The organism is Stenotrophomonas sp. SMYL89 (genome assembly GCF_036319985.1).
Lineage (GTDB): Bacteria > Pseudomonadota > Gammaproteobacteria > Xanthomonadales > Xanthomonadaceae > Stenotrophomonas > Stenotrophomonas maltophilia_Q.
Genome location: NZ_JAWIRW010000028.1, coordinates 19,948 through 40,241, shown reverse-complemented (window position 1 = coordinate 40,241; position 20,294 = coordinate 19,948). Strand labels below are relative to the sequence as shown.

20 protein-coding genes are annotated in these 20,294 nt (G+C 67.5%); 18 read left to right on the top strand and 2 right to left on the bottom strand.

From position 1 onward, the window contains the following. Window positions 1-586: 586 nt before the first annotated feature. Window positions 587-2,650 carry a 3-hydroxyacyl-CoA dehydrogenase NAD-binding domain-containing protein gene (locus tag V3B41_RS19765; protein ID WP_329861808.1) on the bottom strand — a complete coding sequence of 688 codons (2,064 nt, stop codon included), beginning with the start codon at window positions 2,648-2,650 and terminating at the stop codon, window positions 587-589. Window positions 2,651-2,885: 235 nt separating this feature from the next. On the opposite strand from V3B41_RS19765, the gene rpoE reads away from it, so the two are divergent. The 9 genes from rpoE to recO all read left to right on the top strand — a co-directional run bounded on the left by rpoE (window position 2,886) and on the right by recO (window position 11,555). After that, the gene (gene rpoE / locus V3B41_RS19760) at window positions 2,886-3,506 is read left to right on the top strand and encodes an RNA polymerase sigma factor RpoE (protein ID WP_005410606.1); all 621 of its coding nucleotides are present in this window, start codon (window positions 2,886-2,888) and stop codon (window positions 3,504-3,506) included. Continuing rightward, on the top strand, window positions 3,503-4,384 hold the full coding sequence (locus V3B41_RS19755; protein WP_049429926.1) for a sigma-E factor negative regulatory protein: 882 nt from the start codon (window positions 3,503-3,505) through the stop codon (window positions 4,382-4,384). The genes rpoE and V3B41_RS19755 overlap by 4 nt, the downstream gene beginning before the upstream one ends. Before the next feature lie 74 nt (window positions 4,385-4,458). After that, entirely contained in the window at window positions 4,459-5,994 is a 1,536-nt protein-coding gene (locus V3B41_RS19750; protein WP_049429925.1) for a DegQ family serine endoprotease, read from the top strand. Between the two features lie 181 nt (window positions 5,995-6,175). Beyond that, the gene (gene lepA, locus V3B41_RS19745; RefSeq protein WP_005410603.1) at window positions 6,176-7,969 is read left to right on the top strand and encodes a translation elongation factor 4; all 1,794 of its coding nucleotides are present in this window, start codon (window positions 6,176-6,178) and stop codon (window positions 7,967-7,969) included. A gap of 54 nt (window positions 7,970-8,023) precedes the next feature. Beyond that, window positions 8,024-8,818 (top strand): signal peptidase I, encoded by a 795-nt coding sequence (lepB, locus tag V3B41_RS19740; RefSeq protein WP_049429924.1) that lies wholly within the window; start codon window positions 8,024-8,026, stop codon window positions 8,816-8,818. Between the two features lie 52 nt (window positions 8,819-8,870). Further along, on the top strand, window positions 8,871-9,254 hold the full coding sequence (locus V3B41_RS19735) for a DUF4845 domain-containing protein (protein ID WP_005410601.1): 384 nt from the start codon (window positions 8,871-8,873) through the stop codon (window positions 9,252-9,254). Next, entirely contained in the window at window positions 9,244-9,924 is a 681-nt protein-coding gene (rnc, locus tag V3B41_RS19730) for a ribonuclease III (RefSeq protein ID WP_049429923.1), read from the top strand. The genes V3B41_RS19735 and rnc overlap by 11 nt, the downstream gene beginning before the upstream one ends. Continuing rightward, a complete protein-coding gene (gene era, locus V3B41_RS19725; RefSeq protein ID WP_005410599.1) occupies window positions 9,921-10,817 on the top strand; it encodes a GTPase Era in 897 nt (298 codons plus the stop codon). The genes rnc and era overlap by 4 nt, the downstream gene beginning before the upstream one ends. An 18-nt stretch (window positions 10,818-10,835) precedes the next feature. Then, window positions 10,836-11,555, top strand: a complete 720-nt coding sequence (gene recO, locus V3B41_RS19720) for a DNA repair protein RecO (protein WP_049429921.1) — start codon at window positions 10,836-10,838, stop codon at window positions 11,553-11,555. Window positions 11,556-12,112: 557 nt separating this feature from the next. On the opposite strand, the gene V3B41_RS19715 is transcribed toward recO, so the two are convergent. Next, complete coding sequence (locus V3B41_RS19715; RefSeq protein ID WP_049430541.1) at window positions 12,113-12,841, bottom strand: response regulator; 729 nt, start codon at window positions 12,839-12,841, stop codon at window positions 12,113-12,115. 127 nt (window positions 12,842-12,968) lie between these two features. Between V3B41_RS19715 and rlmD the strand changes: the two genes are divergently transcribed. The 9 genes from rlmD (at window position 12,969) to V3B41_RS19670 (ending at window position 20,294) form a co-directional block, all read left to right on the top strand. After that, entirely contained in the window at window positions 12,969-14,303 is a 1,335-nt protein-coding gene (gene rlmD, locus V3B41_RS19710) for a 23S rRNA (uracil(1939)-C(5))-methyltransferase RlmD (protein WP_049430536.1), read from the top strand. A gap of 33 nt (window positions 14,304-14,336) precedes the next feature. Beyond that, on the top strand, window positions 14,337-14,822 hold the full coding sequence (locus V3B41_RS19705; RefSeq protein WP_049430540.1) for a CYTH domain-containing protein: 486 nt from the start codon (window positions 14,337-14,339) through the stop codon (window positions 14,820-14,822). A 112-nt stretch (window positions 14,823-14,934) separates the two neighbouring features. Further along, on the top strand, window positions 14,935-15,630 hold the full coding sequence (locus tag V3B41_RS19700; RefSeq protein WP_197633802.1) for a DsbA family protein: 696 nt from the start codon (window positions 14,935-14,937) through the stop codon (window positions 15,628-15,630). Window positions 15,631-15,790: 160 nt separating this feature from the next. Next, window positions 15,791-16,798 carry a beta-N-acetylhexosaminidase gene (gene nagZ, locus V3B41_RS19695; protein WP_197633568.1) on the top strand — a complete coding sequence of 336 codons (1,008 nt, stop codon included), beginning with the start codon at window positions 15,791-15,793 and terminating at the stop codon, window positions 16,796-16,798. Further along, window positions 16,798-17,352, top strand: a complete 555-nt coding sequence (locus V3B41_RS19690) for a hypoxanthine-guanine phosphoribosyltransferase (protein WP_005410592.1) — start codon at window positions 16,798-16,800, stop codon at window positions 17,350-17,352. Before nagZ ends, V3B41_RS19690 begins: the two co-directional genes overlap by 1 nt. An 81-nt stretch (window positions 17,353-17,433) precedes the next feature. Beyond that, window positions 17,434-18,180 (top strand): S-methyl-5'-thioinosine phosphorylase, encoded by a 747-nt coding sequence (locus V3B41_RS19685; RefSeq protein ID WP_049430529.1) that lies wholly within the window; start codon window positions 17,434-17,436, stop codon window positions 18,178-18,180. 88 nt (window positions 18,181-18,268) lie between these two features. Next, window positions 18,269-18,475, top strand: coding sequence for a cold-shock protein (locus V3B41_RS19680; protein ID WP_005410590.1), 207 nt, complete (start codon window positions 18,269-18,271; stop codon window positions 18,473-18,475). A gap of 103 nt (window positions 18,476-18,578) precedes the next feature. Beyond that, on the top strand, window positions 18,579-19,844 hold the full coding sequence (locus V3B41_RS19675) for an NAD(P)/FAD-dependent oxidoreductase (RefSeq protein ID WP_329861807.1): 1,266 nt from the start codon (window positions 18,579-18,581) through the stop codon (window positions 19,842-19,844). Between the two features lie 180 nt (window positions 19,845-20,024). Next, window positions 20,025-20,294 carry a hypothetical protein gene (locus V3B41_RS19670; protein ID WP_049430539.1) on the top strand — a complete coding sequence of 90 codons (270 nt, stop codon included), beginning with the start codon at window positions 20,025-20,027 and terminating at the stop codon, window positions 20,292-20,294.

The window sequence follows — 20,294 nt, the reverse complement described above, 5'->3', positions numbered from 1 at the left end:
GGGCGGGGGGGGGGGGGGCGGGGGGGGGCGCCGCGGGGCAGGGGACCAGGGCCCCCCCCCCCCCCCCGCGCGGCGCCCCGCCGCCCCCCCCCCCCCCCCCCCCCCCCCCCCCCCCCCCCCCCCCCCCCCCCCCCGGCCTCTGACAGTTTCCGTGTGCGTCCAGCCACGGAGAAGAAAAAAGAAAATCAAAATCAAACGCCGGTCGCTTCGCTCCTGGTGGCAACCAAGGTAGCCACCCACCAGTTCGCAGTAGCCATCAACCAGATTCGCGGTTCACCGACCGTCACCGGGAAGCTGTCAGGGGCGGGGGGGGGGGGGGGGGGGGGGGGGGGGGGGGGGGGGGGGGGGGGGGGGGGGGGGGCCGGGGCGGGGGGGGGGGGGGGGGGGGGGGCGCGCCCCCCCCCCCCCCCCCCCCCCCCCCCCCGCCCGCCCCCCCCCCCCCCCCCCCCCCCCCCCCCCCCCCCCCCCGCCCAACAAACAGAAAAGCCAGAGCCGGCTGTTGCTCCGGCTCTGGCTCTGGCTCTGGCTTTTGCTTCGGCGGCTGCCTCTGCGGGTGCCGGGCCGCAGGCCCGGCCGATAAAACCCCTTACACCACCGGTTCGCGCAGGGCGGGGTTGTCCCAGCCCGGGCGCGGGGCGAAACGGTCACCGTGGCGCTGCTGCAGCGCCTTCAACCGCTCGACGATCGCATCGGCACCCACCGCACGGATGTGCTGGATCGGACCGCCACGGAACGGTGCAAAGCCGGTACCGAAGATCACGCCCGCATCCAGCAGGTCCGCATCGGCCACCACGCCTTCGTGCAGGCACGCCACGGCTTCGTTCAACAGCGGCAGGATCAGGCGGTCTTCCAGATCGGCCGGGGCCTGGTAATCGCTGGCCACGTCCGGCTTCTTCGGCTTGCCGTTTTCCCAGGTGTAGATGCCCTGGCCATCCTTCTTGCCACGCTTGTCCGGCTCCACCGTCTGCAAGGCCGCCGGAATCTGCAGGCCGAGGAACGGCGCCAGTTCACGGCCCACGCCCGCCGCCACGTCCAGGCCCACGGTGTCGATCAGTTCGATCGGGCCCATCGGCATGCCGAACTTCACGGCGGCCTTGTCGATCACCGGGCCTGGAATGCCTTCGGCGTACGCGGTGGCTGCTTCCAGCATGTACGGGAACAGCACGCGGTTGACCAGGAAGCCCGGGCTGCCGGCCACCGGTACCGGAAACTTGCCCAGCGCCTTGCAGAACGCGGCGAGGCGTCGCTCGGTCTCCGGCGCCATGCCGTCGTGATGGATGATCTCCACCAGCGGCATCTGCGCCACCGGGTTGAAGTAGTGCAGGCCGGCGAACTGCGCCGGGCGCTGGATGTGGTCGCGCAGCTCCACCAGCGGGATCGACGAGGTGTTGGTGGTCAGCAGCGCGTCCAGCTTCATCTTCGGTTCCAGCGTCTGGTACAGCGCGCGCTTGGCTTCCGGATTCTCGATGATCGCTTCGATCACCAGGTCGGCTTCGGCCACCCCGTTGCCTTCCAGGTCGGCACGCAGGCGTGCGGCCACGGCGGGGCGCTTGCTCTCGTCGCGCACCTTCTTGGCGAACAGCGCCTGCGCGCGTTCCATGGCAGGTTCGATGAAGCGCTGCTCGCGGTCCTGCAGCGTCACCTCGAAGCCCTTGTAAGCGGCCCATGCGGCGATGTCGCCACCCATCACGCCGGCGCCGACCACGTGCACATGGCGGATGCCGGAATCACCGCCGCCCAGACCCTTCAGGCGCTCGGTCAGGAAGAAAATGCGGATCAGGTTGCGCGCGGTCGGCGTGCTGGCCAACTTCACCACCGCACGGCGTTCGGCGTCCAGGCGGGCCTGGATCGGCTTGCCGCCGCTGCGCTGCCAGGTGCTGATCAGCGCATACGGCGCCGGATACTGGTCCTTCTTCGCCTTGCGCGCGACCTGCTTGACCATCTGCGGCGCCAGCAGGGTGCGGGCCAGCCAGGTGTTGGTCGCCCACGCCGTGGCGCGCTGCTTGAACGGGCGGGTGGTGCCGGACAGGGCCAGCGCCACGGCGGTATCGAGCATCACTGCCGGTGCCACCACCTTGTCGACCAGGCCGATGCCACGCGCGGCCGAGGCCGACAGGGTGCGGCCGGTCAGCATCATGTCCATCGCCGCCGGGGCGCCCACCAGCTGCGGCAGGCGCGCGCTTCCGCCCCAGCCGGGGAAGATGCCGAGCTGGGTTTCCGGCAGCCCGATGCGGGTGCTGCTGTCATTGGAAGCCACGCGGTAGCGGCAGGCCAGTGCCAGCTCGGTGCCGCCGCCCAGGCAGTGGCCGTGGATGGCCGCCACGGTCGGGCAGGGCAGCTCGGCCAACTTCTGGTAGGTGGCCTGGCCGCGGCGGATGGCATCGTTGACGGTGCCGCGACGATCGAATTCCTGGAACTCCTTCAGATCCGCGCCGGCAATGAACCCGGCCTTCTTCAACGACTGGATCACCACGCCCTTGGGTGGGTCCAGTGCGATGCGTTCCAGCAGGTCCCCCAGTTCCAGCAGCACGTCCTGCGACATCGCATTGACGCTGCTGTCCTGACGATCCAGGGAGAGAACCACCACGCCGTCGTCGCGGATCTCGGGGTGCCAGTGGCTGAAGCGGAGACCATCGAAGCCTGAGAGCATGGACGTTCCATCCGGTTGTGTATGGAGAAGCGGCTATGATCCAGAGGTTGTTTCCCCCGCGTCAAATCCCAATAGCAGGGGAGTGGCGACCCCGGATCCATGGCCGTGGACCGGGACGCTAACGGAACGGTGGTTAAAAGCTGGTGCGGCGCCAGGTGATCGGCGACTGAACTTTTCCCGGGATTGGCAGTCTCATTGCCCGACGTCGGTTGGGCTGACAGGAGTGCGGCCCCTCATGGCCGATGTTGATACACCTCAGGAGCTGGACCTGGAGCTGGTCCGGCGCGTGCAGCACGGCGAGAGCGCCGCGTTCGATGTCCTGGTGCGCAAGTACCAGCATCGCGTGGTGGCCCTGGTCGGTCGCTACATCGCCGACTGGAGCGAATGTCAGGACGTCGCCCAGGACACTTTCATCCGTGCCTACCGCGCGATCGGAAGTTTCCGTGGCGATGCCCAGTTCTCAACCTGGTTGCATCGAATCGCCGTGAATACCGCCAAAAACTACCTGGCTTCACACAATCGACGGCCACCGACCGATGACATCGACATCGGCGATGCCGAACAGTTCGACAGCGGTACGCGCCTGCGCGACACCGACACGCCCGAACGCGAGTTGATGCGCCAGGAGCTGGAACAGACGGTGATGAAGGCCGTCAACGCGCTGCCGGAAGAGCTCCGGTCGGCGATCACCCTGCGCGAGGTGGAAGGCCTGAGCTACGAGGAAATCGCGCAGAAAATGGGGTGCCCGATCGGCACCGTGCGTTCACGGATCTTCCGGGCGCGCGAGGCGATCGACACCGAACTCCGGCCGCTGTTGGACATCGGCAGCGCCACCCGTGAGAAGAGCCGCGTATGACCAGTAATCCGTTCAACGAATCGCAGAACCATCAATCGCCCGCCGGGCAGCGCCTGGACCAGCGCCATCGCGAGCAGCTGTCGGCCCTGGTCGATGGCGAGCTGGGCGCTGATGAAGCGCGCTTCCTGCTGCGCCGGATGGAGCATGACCCCGAACTGGCCGGCTGCCAGGAGCGCTGGCAGCTGCTGGGCGATGTGATGCGCGGGCAGGCGTCGGCACTGGCGCCTGCCGGGTTCAGTGCCGCCGTGGCTGCCGCCATCGCCGCCGAGCCTTCGCCGCAGGCCGAGCCGCGCCGTCAAGTGCGTCGCAGTGGCTGGCGGGCTTGGGGCGGTGGTGCCGCACTGGCCGCTTCGGTGGCGGCGGTGGCGCTGTTCATGGGCGGTGAGAAGCTGAAGGAAGCCACCCCGGGCGAGCCGCTGGCACCGCAGGTGATCGCCAGCCAGGCAGAGCTTCCGGCCGCACCGACCGATCCTGCCCCGATGACCGAGGCCTCTGCAGACACTGCGGCGATGGCCGTGGCGGCGGCTCCCGCCCTGGCGATGGCCGCTGCCAGTCGCCGCCAGGACAGCCGCCGCGCCAGTGCCACCCGCAGCCAGCAGGCCGCGCGTGCCGCCCAGCGCGAGGACGTGCCACAGCGCGCGGTGGCTGCTGCGCAGGCGCCGCTGATCCCGACCGTACCGGCCAGTGCCGGCCGCGACATGCCGTTTGGTGAGGTCAGTGGGCTGCAGGCCCGGCCGTGGCCGCGTTCCAGCCTGGCGCCTGCCGCCGGCGGCGCGCTCAATGCCAGTTTCCCGGCCCATACCGGTGGCGCCGCGTTCTACCCGTTCGAGCCGCGCCTGCAGGACGACCTGCCGGTGCCGCCGCGCCCGCGCGACTGAGCCGGGCGCCTTCACGCCCCGCCATCGGCGGGGCCCGTATTCCTCTTTCCATCCGATCCGGAGGTTGCCGTCCGATGACTCCCCGACTCCGCACGCAGGCCATGGGCCTGCTGGCCCTGACCCTGCCGCTGATGGCCTGCGCGCAGGCCCCGGCTCCGGCCGCCCCGACCCAGGCTGCGCCGGCCGCCGCGCCGAGGGTACCGGCGCAGCCGCTGGTCAGCGGCCTGCCCGATTTCACCAACCTTGTTGAACAGGTCGGGCCGGGTGTGGTCAACGTCGACACGACCATCGTCCGCAACAACCGTCAGGCTTCGCGGGGCCCGATGGGCGGTGACGACGACATGCCGGAGTTCTTCCGCCGCTTCTTTGGCCCGGACTTCCCGATGCCGGGGCAGGGACCAGGTGGGCAGGACGGCGGCCCCAGCATCAAGGGCCGTGGCATGGGCTCGGGCTTCATCATTTCGCCCGATGGCTACGTGCTGACCAACTACCACGTGGTGGCCGATGCCAGTGACGTGAAGGTCAAGCTGGGCGATAGCCGTGAGTTCAACGCCAAGGTGGTGGGCAGCGACCAGCAGTACGACGTGGCGCTGCTGAAGATCGATGGCAAGAACCTGCCGACCGTGCGCGTGGGCGATTCCAACACGCTGAAGCCGGGTCAGTGGGTTGTCGCGATCGGCTCGCCGTTCGGCCTCGACCATTCCGTCACCGCCGGCATCGTCAGCGCACTGGGCCGCAGCACCGGCGGTGCCGACCAGCGCTACGTGCCTTTCATCCAGACCGACGTGGCGATCAACCAGGGCAATTCCGGTGGTCCGTTGCTGAACACCCGCGGTGAGGTGGTCGGCATCAATTCGCAGATCTTCTCCGCCTCCGGCGGCTACATGGGCATCAGCTTCGCGATCCCGATCGACCTGGCGATGAGCGCGGTCGAGCAGATCAAGAAGAGTGGCAAGGTCACCCGCGGCCAGCTCGGCGCGGTGGTCGAACCGATCGATGCGCTGAAGGCGCAGGGCCTGGGCCTGCCGGACAGCCGTGGTGCGCTGGTCAACCAGATCGTGCCGGGCAGTGCCGCGGAGAAGGCCGGTGTGCAGATCGGCGACGTGGTGCGTTCGGTCAATGGCAGTCCGGTCAACAGCTGGTCCGACCTGCCGCCGCTGATCGGCGCGATGGCGCCGGGCAGCCGGGTCACCCTGGGCGTGATCCGCGACGGCAAGCAGCGCGATCTCAGCGCCACCCTTACGGCGCTGAACGAAGACGGGCAGGGCAATGTTCGTGCGGCCGCTGCCGCCAAGCCCGATGCGGCACCGCAGGCCGGCGCCAATGCCCTGCTGGGTCTGGACGTGAGCGACCTGACCGCGCCGCAGCGCAAGCAGCTCGGCCTGGATGGCAACGAAGGCGTGCGCATCACCGGGGTCAAGGGCCAGGCAGCGCGTGATGCCGGCCTGTCTCCGGGCATGGTGATCCTGCAGGTCGGCCGCACCCCGGTTGGCAGCATGGAGGCCCTGAACCGGGCGCTGTCCAGCTACAAGAAGGACGATGTGGTGATGCTGCTGGTGCGCACAGGCAACGGCAACAGCGCCTTCGTGGCGGTGAAGGCCGGCCAGTAAGGCTCGCCCGGGGCCGCCCACGCGGCCCTTGTTCGTCCCCCGAAGCCCCGCCCTGGCGGGGCTTCGGCCGTTCCGGGCCCGCCCCGATGAGACCGCTTTCGCGGCGGGGCGCCGGGCATGCGATAATCGACCGTTACCCTGACGACGCCGCGCGCCGCCGCCACCTATGTCTTCTGATTCGATGCGGAACATCCGCAACTTCTCCATCATCGCCCATGTCGACCACGGCAAGTCCACGCTGGCCGACCGCATCATCCAGCTTTGTGGTGGCCTGCAGGCCCGCGAGATGGAAGCGCAGGTGCTCGACTCCAACCCGATCGAACGCGAGCGTGGCATCACGATCAAGGCGCAGTCGGTGTCGCTGCCGTACCTGGCCAAGGACGGGCAGACCTACCACCTGAACTTCATCGACACCCCCGGCCACGTCGACTTCTCCTATGAAGTCAGCCGTTCGCTGGCCGCCTGCGAAGGCGCGCTGCTGGTGGTCGATGCGGCCCAGGGCGTGGAAGCGCAGTCGGTGGCCAACTGCTACACCGCGGTGGAGCAGGGCCTGGAAGTGGTGCCGGTGATCAACAAGATCGACCTGCCGACCGCCGACATCGAGCGTGCCAAGGCCGAGATCGAGGCCGTGATCGGCATCGACGCCTCCGATGCCGTGCCGGTCAGCGCCAAGACCGGCCTGAACGTGCAGGACGTGCTGGAAGCGATCGTGCATCGCATCCCGCCGCCGACGCCGCGCGACACCGAGAAGCTGCAGGCGCTGATCATCGACTCGTGGTTCGACAACTACCTGGGCGTAGTCTCGCTGGTGCGCGTGATGCAGGGCGAGATCAAGGCCGGTGACAAGCTGCAGGTGATGTCCACCGGCCGCAACCACCAGGTCGACAACGTCGGCGTGTTCACGCCGAAGCGGAAAGTGCTGCCGGCGCTGCGTGCCGGTGAAGTGGGTTGGGTCACCGCCAGCATCAAGGACGTGCACGGTGCGCCGGTCGGCGACACCCTGACCCTGGCCGGCGACCCCGCACCGAAGCCGCTGCCCGGCTTCCAGGAAATGCAGCCGCGCGTGTTCGCCGGCCTGTTCCCGGTCGACGCCGAGGACTACCCGGACCTTCGCGAAGCGCTGGACAAGCTGCGCCTGAACGATGCCGCGCTGCGCTTCGAGCCGGAAAGTTCCGAGGCGATGGGCTTCGGCTTCCGCTGCGGCTTCCTGGGCATGCTGCACATGGAAATCGTGCAGGAGCGCCTGGAGCGCGAATACAACCTGGACCTGATCAGCACCGCGCCGACGGTGGTGTATGAAGTCCTGAAGACCGATGGCTCGATCATCAACATGGACAACCCGGCCAAGCTGCCGCCGGTGAACCAGGTCGAGGAGATCCGCGAGCCGATCATCCGTGCCAACGTGCTCACCCCCGAGGAGTACATCGGCAACATCATCAAGCTGTGCGAAGAAAAGCGCGGCAGCCAGATCGGCATCAACTACCTGGGCAGCCAGGTGCAGATCAGCTATGAGCTGCCGATGGCCGAGGTGGTGCTGGACTTCTTTGACAAGCTGAAGTCGGTCAGCCGTGGCTATGCCTCGCTGGACTACCACTTCGTGCGCTTCGACGCCGGCCCGTTCGTGCGCGTGGATGTGTTGATCAACGGCGACAAGGTCGATGCGCTGTCGCTGATCGTGCACCGCAGCCATGCCGACCGCCGTGGCCGCGAGCTGTGCGAGAAGATGAAGGACCTGATCCCGCGCCAGATGTTCGACGTCGCCATCCAGGCCGCCGTCGGCTCGCAGATCATCGCCCGTACCACGGTCAAGGCCATGCGCAAGAACGTGCTGGCCAAGTGCTATGGTGGCGACGTTTCGCGCAAGAAGAAGCTTCTGGAAAAGCAGAAGGAAGGCAAGAAGCGCATGAAGCAGGTCGGTCGTGTGGAGATCCCGCAGGAAGCGTTTTTGGCCGTGCTGCAGATGGACAACAAGTAATCCCGCACCGGCCCTGCGGGGCCGGTCGTCCGGTGACGTTGCAAAGGACCCTGAATGAAACTGTTTGAGATCCTCCTGGTCGTGCTGACCCTGGCCTCGGGCCTGATCCTGCTTGCGGACAAGCTGTACCTCGCCAAGCGTCGCGCCCAGCGCGCCGGCCTGCTCGACTCCGAGCCGGTGCTGGTGGATTACTCGCGTGCGTTCTTCCCGGTGCTGGCGATCGTGCTGATCGTGCGCAGCTTCATTGCCGAACCGTACAAGATCCCGTCCAGCTCGATGATGCCGAACCTGCTGATCGGCGATTTCATCCTGGTCAACAAGTTCTCTTACGGCCTGCGCCTCCCGATCAGCAACACCAAGATCGTGCCGTTCGGCGAGCCTTCGCGTGGCGACGTGGTGGTGTTCCACTTCCCCGGCCACAGCGACAACGACCCGGCCAAGGGCGAGAACTTCATCAAGCGCGTGATCGGCGTGCCGGGTGACACCGTGGTCTTCGAAGGCGACGGCGTGACCCTCAATGGCGAGCCGCTGAAGTACGACAACAAGGGCATCTACGCCGGCCACAAGGGCCAGGGCGAAGGCGCCAACCTCCTGGTCGAGCACCTGCCGGGCCGCACCCACACGGTGCTGGAGACCGACTACCCGCGTGGCCAGGGCCAGTGGACCGTGCCGGCCGGCAAGTACCTGGTGATGGGCGACAACCGCGACAACAGTGACGACGGCCGTTTCTGGGGCCTGTTGCCGGAAGAGAACCTGCGCGGCAAGGCCTTCCTGATCTGGCTGAACTGCCAGGGCTGGTTCTGCAAGGATGGCTTCGAGCCGTCGCGGATCGGCTCGAGCATCAACTGACCGGGCATCAACCGAGTACCTTCACATCCAGCGCGTATCTGGGGAGAACGCAATGAAGACGATGAACACGCAGCGTGGCATGACCCTGACCTCGTTCCTGACGGTCCTGATCGTGGTGGGTTTCTTCCTCTACATCGGCATGAAGCTGTTCCCGATGTACCAGGAGTACTACGCCGTGCGCTCGGCGATGAAGAGCCTGGCCAACGAGCCGGGCGTGGGCAGCATGGAGCCGTCGCGCATCCAGGACCTGTTCTTCAAGCGCCTGTACATCAACTACTCGGACAATGTGAAGCCGGCCAACGTGAAGTTCGACCGTCGCGACAATGGCTGGACCCTCAAGGTCAACTACGAAGTGCGTCGCCAGCTGATCGGCAACCTCGATGTGGTTGGCAAATTCGATTCTTCCCAGGACCTGACACGAAGCGGTGCCCAGTAAATTCATCCAACGCGGCGACCTCATCGGTCATCCCTTCGGCGATCCGGCCCTGCTCAAGCAGGCGCTGACCCATCGCAGTGCCGGTGCGCCGCACAACGAGCGTCTGGAGTTCCTCGGTGACAGCATCGTCAACATGATGGCGGCCGAGGCGCTGTACCGACGCTGGCCCAAGGCCGACGAAGGGGCGATGACCCGTGCCCGTGCCGAGCTGGTGCGTGAAGGCGCGCTGGCGGTGATCGCGCGCACCCTGCAGCTGGGCGAGCGGCTGACCCTGGGCCCGGGCGAAATGAAGTCCGGCGGCCATCGCCGCGACTCGATCCTGGCCGACGCGGTGGAAGCCGTGGTGGCTGCGATCTACCTGGATGCCGGCTTCGAGGCCTGCCGGGCGGTGGTACTGCCCTGGTTCAGCGCTTCGATCGAGGCGCTGCCGGCCTCCGGCCGCCCCGAGAAGGACCCCAAGACCCGCCTGCAGGAATGGCTGCAGGCCCGACAAAAGGCGTTGCCGCAGTATGAACTGGTGTCAGAATCCGGTGACGACCACGCCAAGCACTTCCGGGTACGCTGCAACGTAGCCGACCCGGCCGCCAGCACCGAGGGCGAAGGCGCCTCGCGGCGGCTTGCCGAACAACAGGCGGCTGCGGCCGTCCTAGAACAACTGGATTCCAAGTGAGCGAACAAACTCCCCATCATTGCGGCAGCGTGGCCGTCATCGGCCGCCCGAACGTGGGCAAGTCGACCTTGACCAATGCCCTGGTCGGCGCCAAGGTCAGCATCGTTTCCAACCGCCCGCAGACCACGCGCCATCGCCTGCTGGGTATCGCCACCTATCCGGAAGGCCAGCTCGTGCTGGTCGACACCCCCGGCCTGCACAAGGTGCAGAAGCGGGCGATGAACCGGGTGATGAACCGTGCCGCGCGCGGCTCGCTGGAGGGTGTCGATGCCGGCCTGCTGGTGATCGAGGCCGGTCGCTGGGATGAAGAAGACAGCTTGGCCTTCAATGTGCTGCGCGATGCCGGCATTCCGGTGGTGCTGGTGGTCAACAAGATCGACCGTCTGAAGGAAAAAGGCGCGCTGCTGCCGTTCCTGCAGCAGGTGACCGAGGGCCGTGATTTCGCTGCCGTGCATCCGATCTCGGCGCAGAAGCGCAACGGCCTGGAAGCACTGGTGCGCGACGTACTGAAGCTGCTGCCGGAAGCGCCGCCGATGTTTGGCGAGGACGAGATCACCGACCGCAGCCAGCGTTTCCTGGCCGGCGAACTGGTACGTGAGCAGCTGATGCGCCAGCTCGGCGAAGAGCTGCCGTACGCCACCACCGTTGAGATCGAACGCTTCACCGAGGACGGCAACCTGTTGCGCATCGGTGCGGTGATCTGGGTCGAGCGCGAAGGCCAGAAGGCGATCGTAATCGGCAAGGGCGGCGCCCGCCTCAAGGAGATCGGTGCCAAGTCCCGCCTGCAGATGGAGCGTCTGTTCGGGGCCAAGGTGTTCCTTGAGACCTGGGTGCGCGTGCGCGAAGGCTGGTCCGATGACGAGGCCGCGCTGAAGGCCTTCGGTTACGAGTAAGTCATTGCGGTCGCTTCGATGATGATCGAGGACGACACCGGCTTCGTGCTGCATGCACGGGCCTACCGCGAGACCAGCCTGCTGGTTGAGCTGTTGAGCGCGCAGCATGGCCGCATCGGCCTGCTCGCGCGTGGTGTTTCAACCGCGAAGGGGCAGGTGCTGCGTGCCGCCCTGCAGCCGCTGCAGTGGATCCGTTTCAGTGCCCAGCAGCGCGGTGAACTGGCCCAGCTGCGTGGCGCCGAGGCGCTGGATGCCGCACCGCGGCTGGTCGGCCAGGCGATGCTGGCCGGCTTCTACCTGAGTGAACTGACCCTGCGCTTGGCCCCTCGCCAGGACCCGTTGCCTGAGTTGTATCTGGCCTATGGCGAAGCGCGCGCGCGGTTGGCGGTGGGTGCCGGCCTGGCCTGGACCCTGCGTCGCTTCGAGCGCGAACTGCTGGCCGCACTGGGCCTGGGCTTCGAACTGGACAGTTCGAGCGACGGCCAGCCGATCGACCCGGCGGCACGTTACGAACTGGACCCGCAGGAAGGGCCGCAACGACTGCTCAGCGAGCGCGGCGGCGAGCGCCGCGCCGCCGCCACCGGCTCGGCATTGCTGGCGTTGGCGGCCGACGAGGAGCCCGATGCGGCCGACCTGGCCAGCCTGCGCCTGCCGATGCGGCGGGTGCTGGCCCATCATCTGGGGGCCAAGGGCCTGAAGTCCTGGGAACTGCTGGAGCAGCTGGCTCCCCGGCGGTAGGGGGTGTTCGGCAGGGCTTGCAGCCCTGCACCTGCCGAAACCGAAGCCGAAGCCGAAGCAACAGCAAAAGCTGGCTATCCGTGGGTAGGCGGGGTGGGTCCGGTTGAGGGGGACGCTGCAAGTACGTCCATGTAAGCTCGGTCGCCGCATCCATGCGGCTCACGCCCCCTCAACCGGACCCACCCCGCCTTCGACAGTTCTCCGCGAGTTGTCGGAATGGCACGGGGTCGGATCCGTTTTCCCTCGGAAAACGGATCTGACCCCAGATTGATTTCGACATCTGACAGAAATTCATCCACGCATGGCGTGGATCTACCAGCCGTCACCGGAAATCTGTCGGGGGTGGGGCGGGGGGGGGGGGGGGGGGGGGGGGGCCCGCCCCGTTGGCGCCATGGATGGCGCCATCGAGCCCCCAGGGATGGGTTTACGGCGTGTCCTGCCCACCCACACCGGCCCGCCCAACAAGCAGAAGGCCAGAGCCGCTCTGGCTCTGGCCTTTGGTGTTGCTCTGGCTTGAAGCCTCTGCAGGTGCAGGGCGCAGCCCTGCCGACCAACCCTCAATGCAGGAGCGCTGCCACCGCGGCGCGGAACCCGTCCTGGGCCTGCCCGGACTCCGGCGCATGATGCAGCTGCCGCACCGCGCGGCCCAGCCGTGCCGCGCCGACGAAGCCACAACTGGCCTGCAACCGGTGCAGCTGGCTGCGCAGCTGGCGCTCGTCGTGCTGGTCCACGGCCTGCTCGACCGCGTCGCGCACGCCCGGCAACTCGGCCAGGAACAGCTCACGCAGTGCGATCAGGTGCTTGCGCTCGCCATTGAGCGCAGCCAGTGCCGCAGTCTCGTCCCAGTCCTGCACCTGCAGCTCGACCGCTGCCGGGGCCTGAGCAACGAAGATCCCCGCCGGGCTGTTCACCAGCGCGCGCCGCACCGCCTTCAGCAGCTGGTCGCGGCCCAACGGCTTGACCAGCGTGTCGCTGAAGCCGGCTTCACGCAGGCGTGCATGGATGGAGGTATCGCCGTCGGCGGTATGCGCCAAAGCTGGAGTATCGGGGTGCGAACGGCGCAGTTCACGCAGCAGTTGCGCGCCGTTGCCGTCAGGCAGGTTGACGTCGATCAGCCACAGGTCATGCGCGCCGGGCTCGGCGCTGGCCAGCGCACTGGCCAATGAATCTGCGGTGTCCACGTCCGCCGGTAACGTTTCCAACGCCGCTTTGAAAAAACCGCGGCTGATGATGTCGTCCTCGACAAGCAGGAAGCGGGGCCGGCTGGCCCGCGGGGTCATCTGCATCAGGGCTGCCTCCATGTCAGCTGCTGCAATCATCAAGCACGGCGGCGGCGGGCGCAAGCGGGTCCGGACCCTGCCAGTCAGGATCTGCGACAATGTGCCCCCATTTTTGCCCGCAGCCTGTTGCCACGTGGCCCGATCCCGCTCCCGCATCGACCGTACCCCGTTCCAGACCGAGATCCTCGACCTCAGCCATGATGGTCGCGGCGTCGCCCGCCGTGAAGGCGAGGGTGGCAAGGTCACCTTCGTCAGCGGCGCCCTGCCGGGGGAGGTGGTGATGGCCGAACAGACCGCCCGCAGCCGCCATTTCGACGAGGCACGCACCGTGGAGGTGCTGCAGGCCTCGCCGCAGCGCGTGACCCCGAAGTGCCCGCACTTCGGTACCTGCGCCGGCTGCGTGCTGCAGCATCTGGACGAAGACCAGCAGATCGTCGCCAAGCAGCGCGTGCTGATGGACAACCTGGAACGCATCGGTCATGTGAAGCCGGGCGCCGTGCTGCCGCCGCTGGTGGGTGACAGCTGGGGCTACCGTCGCAAAGGCCGGTTCTCGGTGCGCCGGGTCGAAAAGAAGGACAAGACCCTGGTCGGCTTCCGTGAACAGGATCCGCGCTTCGTCGCCGACCTCAGCCAGTGCCTGACCGTGATCCCCGAGATCGGCACCAAGGTCGAGGCGCTGTCCACCTTCATCGAGTCGCTCGATGGCAAGCGTGACATCCCGCAGATCGAGTTCATCGCCGGCGATCAGGCCGTGGTGCTGACCGTGCGCCACCTGCAGCCGCTCAGCGAGGCCGACCGCGCCGCCTGGGCTGCCTTTGGCCAGCAGCATGGTTTCGTGATCTACCTGCAGTCCGGCGGCGTGGACACCGTGCAGCCGCTGGACGGGCAGGGCGTGCCGCTGTCGTTCCGGCTGGCGCCGTGGGATGTGGAACTGGCGTTCCGCCCGCTGGACTTCATCCAGGTCAACGCCAAGCTCAACGAGAAGATGATCGCCCACGCCCTGGACCTGCTGGAACCAGGTGAGGACGAGCGCGTGCTGGACCTGTTCTGCGGCCTGGGCAACTTCACCCTGCCGCTGGCCCGCCGCGTGCGCGAAGTGGTCGGCGTGGAAGGCGATGCCGGCCTGGTCGCGCGTGCACGTGAGAACGCCGAGCGCAATGGCCTGGCCAACGCGCAGTTCTTCAGTGCCGACCTGACCCAGGACCAGCGCAGCACCGCGTGGATGCGCCAGGGCTTCGACAAGCTGCTGCTGGACCCGCCGCGCTCGGGCGCGATCGAAGTGCTGCAGCAGCTGCCGCTGAAGCAGTTCAAGCGCATCGTCTATGTCAGCTGCCATCCGGGCTCGCTGGCGCGCGATGCCGGCTATCTGGTCAACGAGCAGGGCTTCACCCTGGTCAGTGCCGGCGCCATGGACATGTTCCCGCACACCGCACATGTGGAAAGCATCGCGGTGTTCGAGAAGCGCTGACCGGCTGTCATGCCCATCGCGCATAATGGCGCGATGGGCATCGAAATCGAACGCAAATTCCTGGTCAGCAGTGACGGCTGGCGCACCGCCGCGCACCGGGTGATCCCGATGGCGCAGGGCTACATCAACGACATGGGCGCGCTCGATCGCGGCACCCAGAACGCATCGGTGCGGGTGCGCATCGAAGGCGATCACGCCGCGCTGAACCTGAAGTCGCGCACCATCGGCCACACCCGCCAGGAGTTCGACTACCCGATCCCGGTGGACGATGCGCGTGCATTGCTCGCGCTGTGTGTCGGCGGCCTGATCGACAAGCGCCGGTATCTGGTCGAACACGCCGGCCTGACCTGGGAAGTGGATGAGTTCCTGGGCGACAACGCCGGCCTGGTGGTGGCCGAGGTCGAGCTGGACAGCGCTGACCAGGTCATCGACCTGCCGGACTGGGTGGGCGCGGAAGTGACCGACGAAGCCCGCTACTACAATGTCGCGCTCGCCAGCCACCCCTATTCACAGTGGTGAACCCTGAAAAGGGGACGGAGGGGGTTAAGTCGTCTTTACCCCGCCTGTGCGGAAAGCGACTTAATCCCCTCCGTCCCCTTTTTTCGGCGGGAGCGGGCCCCATGTCGGTGGTATGAGAATCGACATCTACTCCGATGTGGTCTGTCCCTGGTGCTGGATCGGCAAGCATCGTTTCCAGCAGGGCGTACAGTTGCTGGGCGCCGACGCGCCTGAGCTCGACGTCCATTGGCAGCCGTTCCAGCTGGATCCGGACGCGGACGCCACACCGGTACCGCTGCGCGAGGCCTACGTGCGCAAGTTCGGCGGCGCTGAACGTACCGAGCAGATCCTCAGCCAGACCCAGACCACCGCGCGCGCCGAAGGCCTGCCGATGGACTTCAGCCAGGGCCAGGTGCGGGTGACCACGCTGCCGGCGCACCGGGTGCTGTGGCTGGCCGGGCAGCACGACGTGCAGGACGCAGTGGGCGAGGCGCTGTTCCGCGCCCACTTCGAGCAGGGCCAGAACCTGGCCGACCCGCAGGTGCTGATCAAGGCCGGCGTCGCTGGCGGTCTCAATGCGGGTGAAGTCGCGCAGATGCTGGCCTCCGATCGCGGTCTGGCCGAGGTCGAAGCCGCGCTGGCGCAGGCCCATGCGCTGGGCATTTCCTCGGTGCCGACCTTCGTCATCGATGGAAAATGGGCCATTTCCGGCGCGCAGCCACCGGAGGCGTTCGCCAACGCCCTGCGCCAGATTGCCGCCGAACAAGGCGCCCCGGCCACCCCGGCTGGCGACGACGAGGCCTGCGGCCCGGACGGCTGCAAGGTCTGAGCAGATCGGGGTCAGGGCCCCTGCGGGGATCCGGCCCCGGGGTCGGATCCCCGCAGGGGCTCTGACCCCACACTCCCCTTTTTCTGACCACTGCGCCTGTCGGCCGGTTCTGCGACAATGCGGCACTGCGCCATGCGGGCGCGCGTTGTGGAGATCGACCATGCTGCTGATCGGCGTTGCCGGCACCGAACTGACCGCCCAGGAACGTGACTGGCTGCAGCACGATGCCGTGGCCGGGGTCGTGCTGTTCAAGCGCAACTTCGCCTCGCGCCAGCAGGTGACCGATCTGAGCGCGGCCATCCGCGCCGACGCGCCGCGCCCGCAGCTGATCTGCGTGGACCAGGAAGGTGGCCGCGTACAGCGCTTCCGTGAGGGCTACAGCGATCTGCCGCCACTGCAGGACATTGGTGCGCTGTATGCCACCGACCCGCAGCAGGCCTTGGCATCGGCCGAACGGCACGCCTGGCTGATGGCCAGCGAAGTGCGTGCCAGCGGCGTGGACCTGAGCTTCGCGCCGGTGGTCGACCTTGGCCGTGGCAACCGTGCCATCGGCAACCGCGCCTTCAGTGAAGACCCGCAGGTGGTGGCCGCGTTCACCGCCGCCTACGTGCATGGCATGCATTCGGTCGGCATGGCCGCCACGCTCAAGCATTTCCCCGGCCACGGCACCGTGCTGGAAGACACCCACGTCGATACCGCGATCGACCCGCGCGCACTGGACGAGCTGCGCGCGCAGGACCTGGTGCCGTTCCAGGCCGGCATCGCCGCCGGTGCCGACGCGGTGATGATGGCACACGTGATCTACCCGCAGGTGGCGCCGGAACCGGCCGGTTACTCGCCGCGCTGGATCCAGGACATCCTGCGCGGCGAGCTCGGCTTCCGTGGCGTGGTGTTCTCCGACGACATCGGCATGGCCGCCTCGCACAGTGCCGGCGGCGTACCGGCGCGCGTGCACGCCCATCTGGACGCCGGTTGCGACGTGGTGCTGGTCTGCCACCCGGAGCTGGTTGATGAAGCCCTGCACGCGGTGCAGGGGCGCTCCCTCAATACCGCTGCGCTGCTGGGCCTGGTCGGCCGCGGCGCGCTTGGCTGGGATGGCCTGCTGGCCGATGCCCGCCATGGCGACACCCAAACCCGTCTGCTTGAAACCCTTGGAAGAACCGTCTGATGCCCAACCTCACCATTTCCCAGGCCCTGGCCCAGGCTGACCTGCTGGTCGACCGTCCCACCATCGACAAGGCCATCGCCGGCATCGCCGACGCCATCGCGCGCGATTACAAGGGCGAGGTGCCGCTGTTCCTGTCGATCATGCACGGTGCGCTGCCGTTCGCCGGCCAGCTGGCGCTGGAACTGGGCGCACGCGGGCAGGACGTGCAGTTCGATTACCTGCACGCCACCCGCTACCGTGGCGAAACCACCGGCGGCGACCTGGTCTGGAAGCACAAGCCGGCCACCTCGCTGTTCGGTCGCCGCGTGCTGCTGGTCGACGACATCCTGGACGAGGGCTACACCCTGCAGGGCGTGCGCACCTGGTGCCTGGAGCAGGGCGCAACCGACGTGCGCATCGCCGCGATGACGGTGAAGAAGCACGACCGCGCGCTGCCGGACGTGACCGCCGACTATGCCGGCATCGAACTGCCGGACCGCTACGTGTTCGGCTTCGGCATGGACGTCAACGAAACCCTGCGCTGCGTACCGGCCATCTACGCAATGAAGGAATAACGGCGCAGCCGCCCGCGGCGCGTCCTTTCCACCGCCGGCATCCTCGGGTGCCGGCGTTCGTCTTTTCATGGAGTGCTTCGAATGCAACAGATCGCCCTGGCCGTGATCGGCGGTACCGGTGTCTACAACCTGGCCAAGCTCGACGACGTGCAGACCCACGAGGTTGATACGCGCTTCGGCCGCCCGTCCGGCCCGGTACGCGTGGGCACGCTGCTGGGCCATCGCGTCGCGTTCCTGGCGCGGCATGGTGAAGGTCACTCGCTGCCGCCGCACAAGATCAACTACCGCGCCAACCTGGCCGCGCTGCAGCAGCTGGGCGCGCAGCGCGTGCTGGCGTTGAACACGGTCGGCGGCATCACCGAGCACTTTGGTCCGCGCGTGCTGGCCTGCCCGGACCAGATCATCGACTACACCTGGGGCCGCATCAGCACCATCTGTGAAGAAGAAGGCACCGACGTGGTCCACGTCGATTTCGGCCACCCCTACACGCCGATGCTGCGCAGCAAGATCCTGGCCGCAGCCAAAGTGACCGGTGTCACGGTCCACGACGGTGGCTGCTACGGCGCAACCCAGGGCCCGCGCCTGGAAACCATCGCTGAAATCGCCCGCATGCGTCGTGACGGCTGCGACCTGGTGGGCATGACCGGCATGCCCGAAGCCGCGCTGGCACGGGAGCTGGGCCTGGATTACGCCTGCCTGGCGATCATCGCCAACTGGGCCGCCGGTTGCGGTGATGGCGAGGAGATTACGATGGCCGAAGTGCTGGCCAACGTGCAGGCGGCCAGCAACGGACTTCCGGAACTGGTGGGCGAATTGGCGCGGGGGTGATTGTCTTCCCCGAGCAAGCTTTGCATACTCAGCTTGTGCGCGGGTTCAGCGTACACCACCCATTCATTGCATAAGGTCTCGCATCACCATGCCGAACGGTACCGTCAAGTGGTTCAACGACGCCAAGGGATTTGGCTTCATCTCGCCGGAGGATGGCAGCGCCGACGTGTTCGCGCACTTCTCCGCCATCAACTCCAAGGGCTTCCGCAGCCTGCAGGAAGGCCAGCGTGTCACCTATGACGTGACCCAGGGCCCGAAGGGTGCCCAGGCTTCGAACATCACGCCGGCCGAGTGATCCACTCGACAGTGCGTTGAAAACCCCGCTCCGGCGGGGTTTTTTTTGCGTGGCATGCCCGCGGCCCGTTCGCGATTCCACCCGCCTCGGGCACAATGCAGCCATGACGGAACGACTGCGTATCGCCGTGATCGGCTACGGCACCGCTGGACAGGCAGTGGCCATCCTGCTCACCCGTGATGGCCACGAGGTGGAGATCTTCGAACGCGTGCCCGCGCCGGGGCCGGTGGGCGCCGGCTTCCTGCTGCAGCCCAGCGGCCTGCAGGTGCTGTGGCAGATGGGGCTGCTGGATGCGGTACGCGCGCATGCCGCGCCGGTGCACCGCCTGTATGGCGACACGCCGTGCGAGCGCGCGGTGATGGACATGCGCTACGGCGGCCTGGATGCGCGCCTGCACGGATTCGGCATGCAGCGTGGGGCGCTGTTCTCGCTGCTGGATGATGCCCGTGGTGGGCTTGGCCTGCTGCATGCCGGTACCGCCATCACCGAGGTGGATGCTGTGCACGGGCGCCTGCGCGACAGTGAAGGGCGCGCGCACGGCCCGTTCGATCTGGTGGTGGCCGCCGATGGCGCCGCTTCTACGCTGCGCGGCACGATCGCCGGTGGTGCCGGACTGGATCGCGTGTACCCCTGGGGGGCGCTGTGGTGCCTGTTGCCGGCCGAAGACTGGCCACATGTGCAGGAGCTGCGGCAGCGCTACGTGGCCGCGCGCAAGATGATCGGCCTGCTGCCGGTCGGTACGCGCCCGGGCGATGACACGCCGCGCCTGAGCTTCTTCTGGAGCTTGCCACGTGCCGACTTCGAGCGCTGGCAGGCCGATGGCATGACGCCTTGGCTGGATGAGCTGCATGCACTGTGGCCGCAGGCCAGTGCGCGCTTTGCCCACCTGCGCGATGCCGGCCAGCTGGCACGTGCGGTCTATCGCGATGCAGTGATGACGCGCTGGCACCAGGGCCGCATGGTGCTGGCAGGTGATGCCGCGCACGCGATGAGCCCGCAGCTGGGGCAGGGCGTGAACATGGCGCTGCTCGATGCGTTGGCATTGCGCGATGCCGTTCGCACGCATGGCGGTGGTGCCGAAGCGTTGCAGGTGTACCAAGCGCAACGCAGGGCGCACGTTGCGGTGTACCAGCGTTGGAGCCGTTGGCTGACGCCGCTGTTCCAGTCAGACCGCGATGCCTGGGCGAAGGCGCGCGATGTGCTGCTGGGCCCGATGGGGCGCCTGCCCGGAGGCCGTGGCCACATGCTGCGCGTGCTCAGTGGCACACAGCAGGGCTGGTTCGGTTCGCTCGCGCTGGATCCTGACTTCATCGAGGCAATGGCCATGGTGGCGACGCCTCGCATCCGCACGAGCACCGCAAGTGCGTGAGGCGTGCCGTCACGTGAATTAACGGTTGCCTCACCGCAGATATGCGAGAAGTAGGTTGCACGCGACTGCGCGTCGCCCGTTTTCCTTTCCGTGATCAACATCGCGCGTGGCCCGGGCGGCGCTGCCGTTGTGGCCTGTTGCGGCCCGGACGTGCCGCCTGATGTTGAAGAGGAGGATGCCATGTTGTTCGCGGTCCAGGAGCTGGAATCGGAAATCTGCAAGCTGCGCGGTCTGCTGCAGATGCTGCACGAGGACCAGCCCGACGTACTGGAAGACGTGTTCGAGTTCCATGTCGGCAGCCTGATCAGCCATGCGTCACCGGAACACCACGCGCGCATCCGCACCTGCGCGCAGGAGATGCTGGCGACGGTCCAGGCCTTGCCGCGGCGGCGCGAGGATGACACGCCTGATTTCCAGTTGATGCCGCAGCTGGGCATCCGCCCAGCCTGA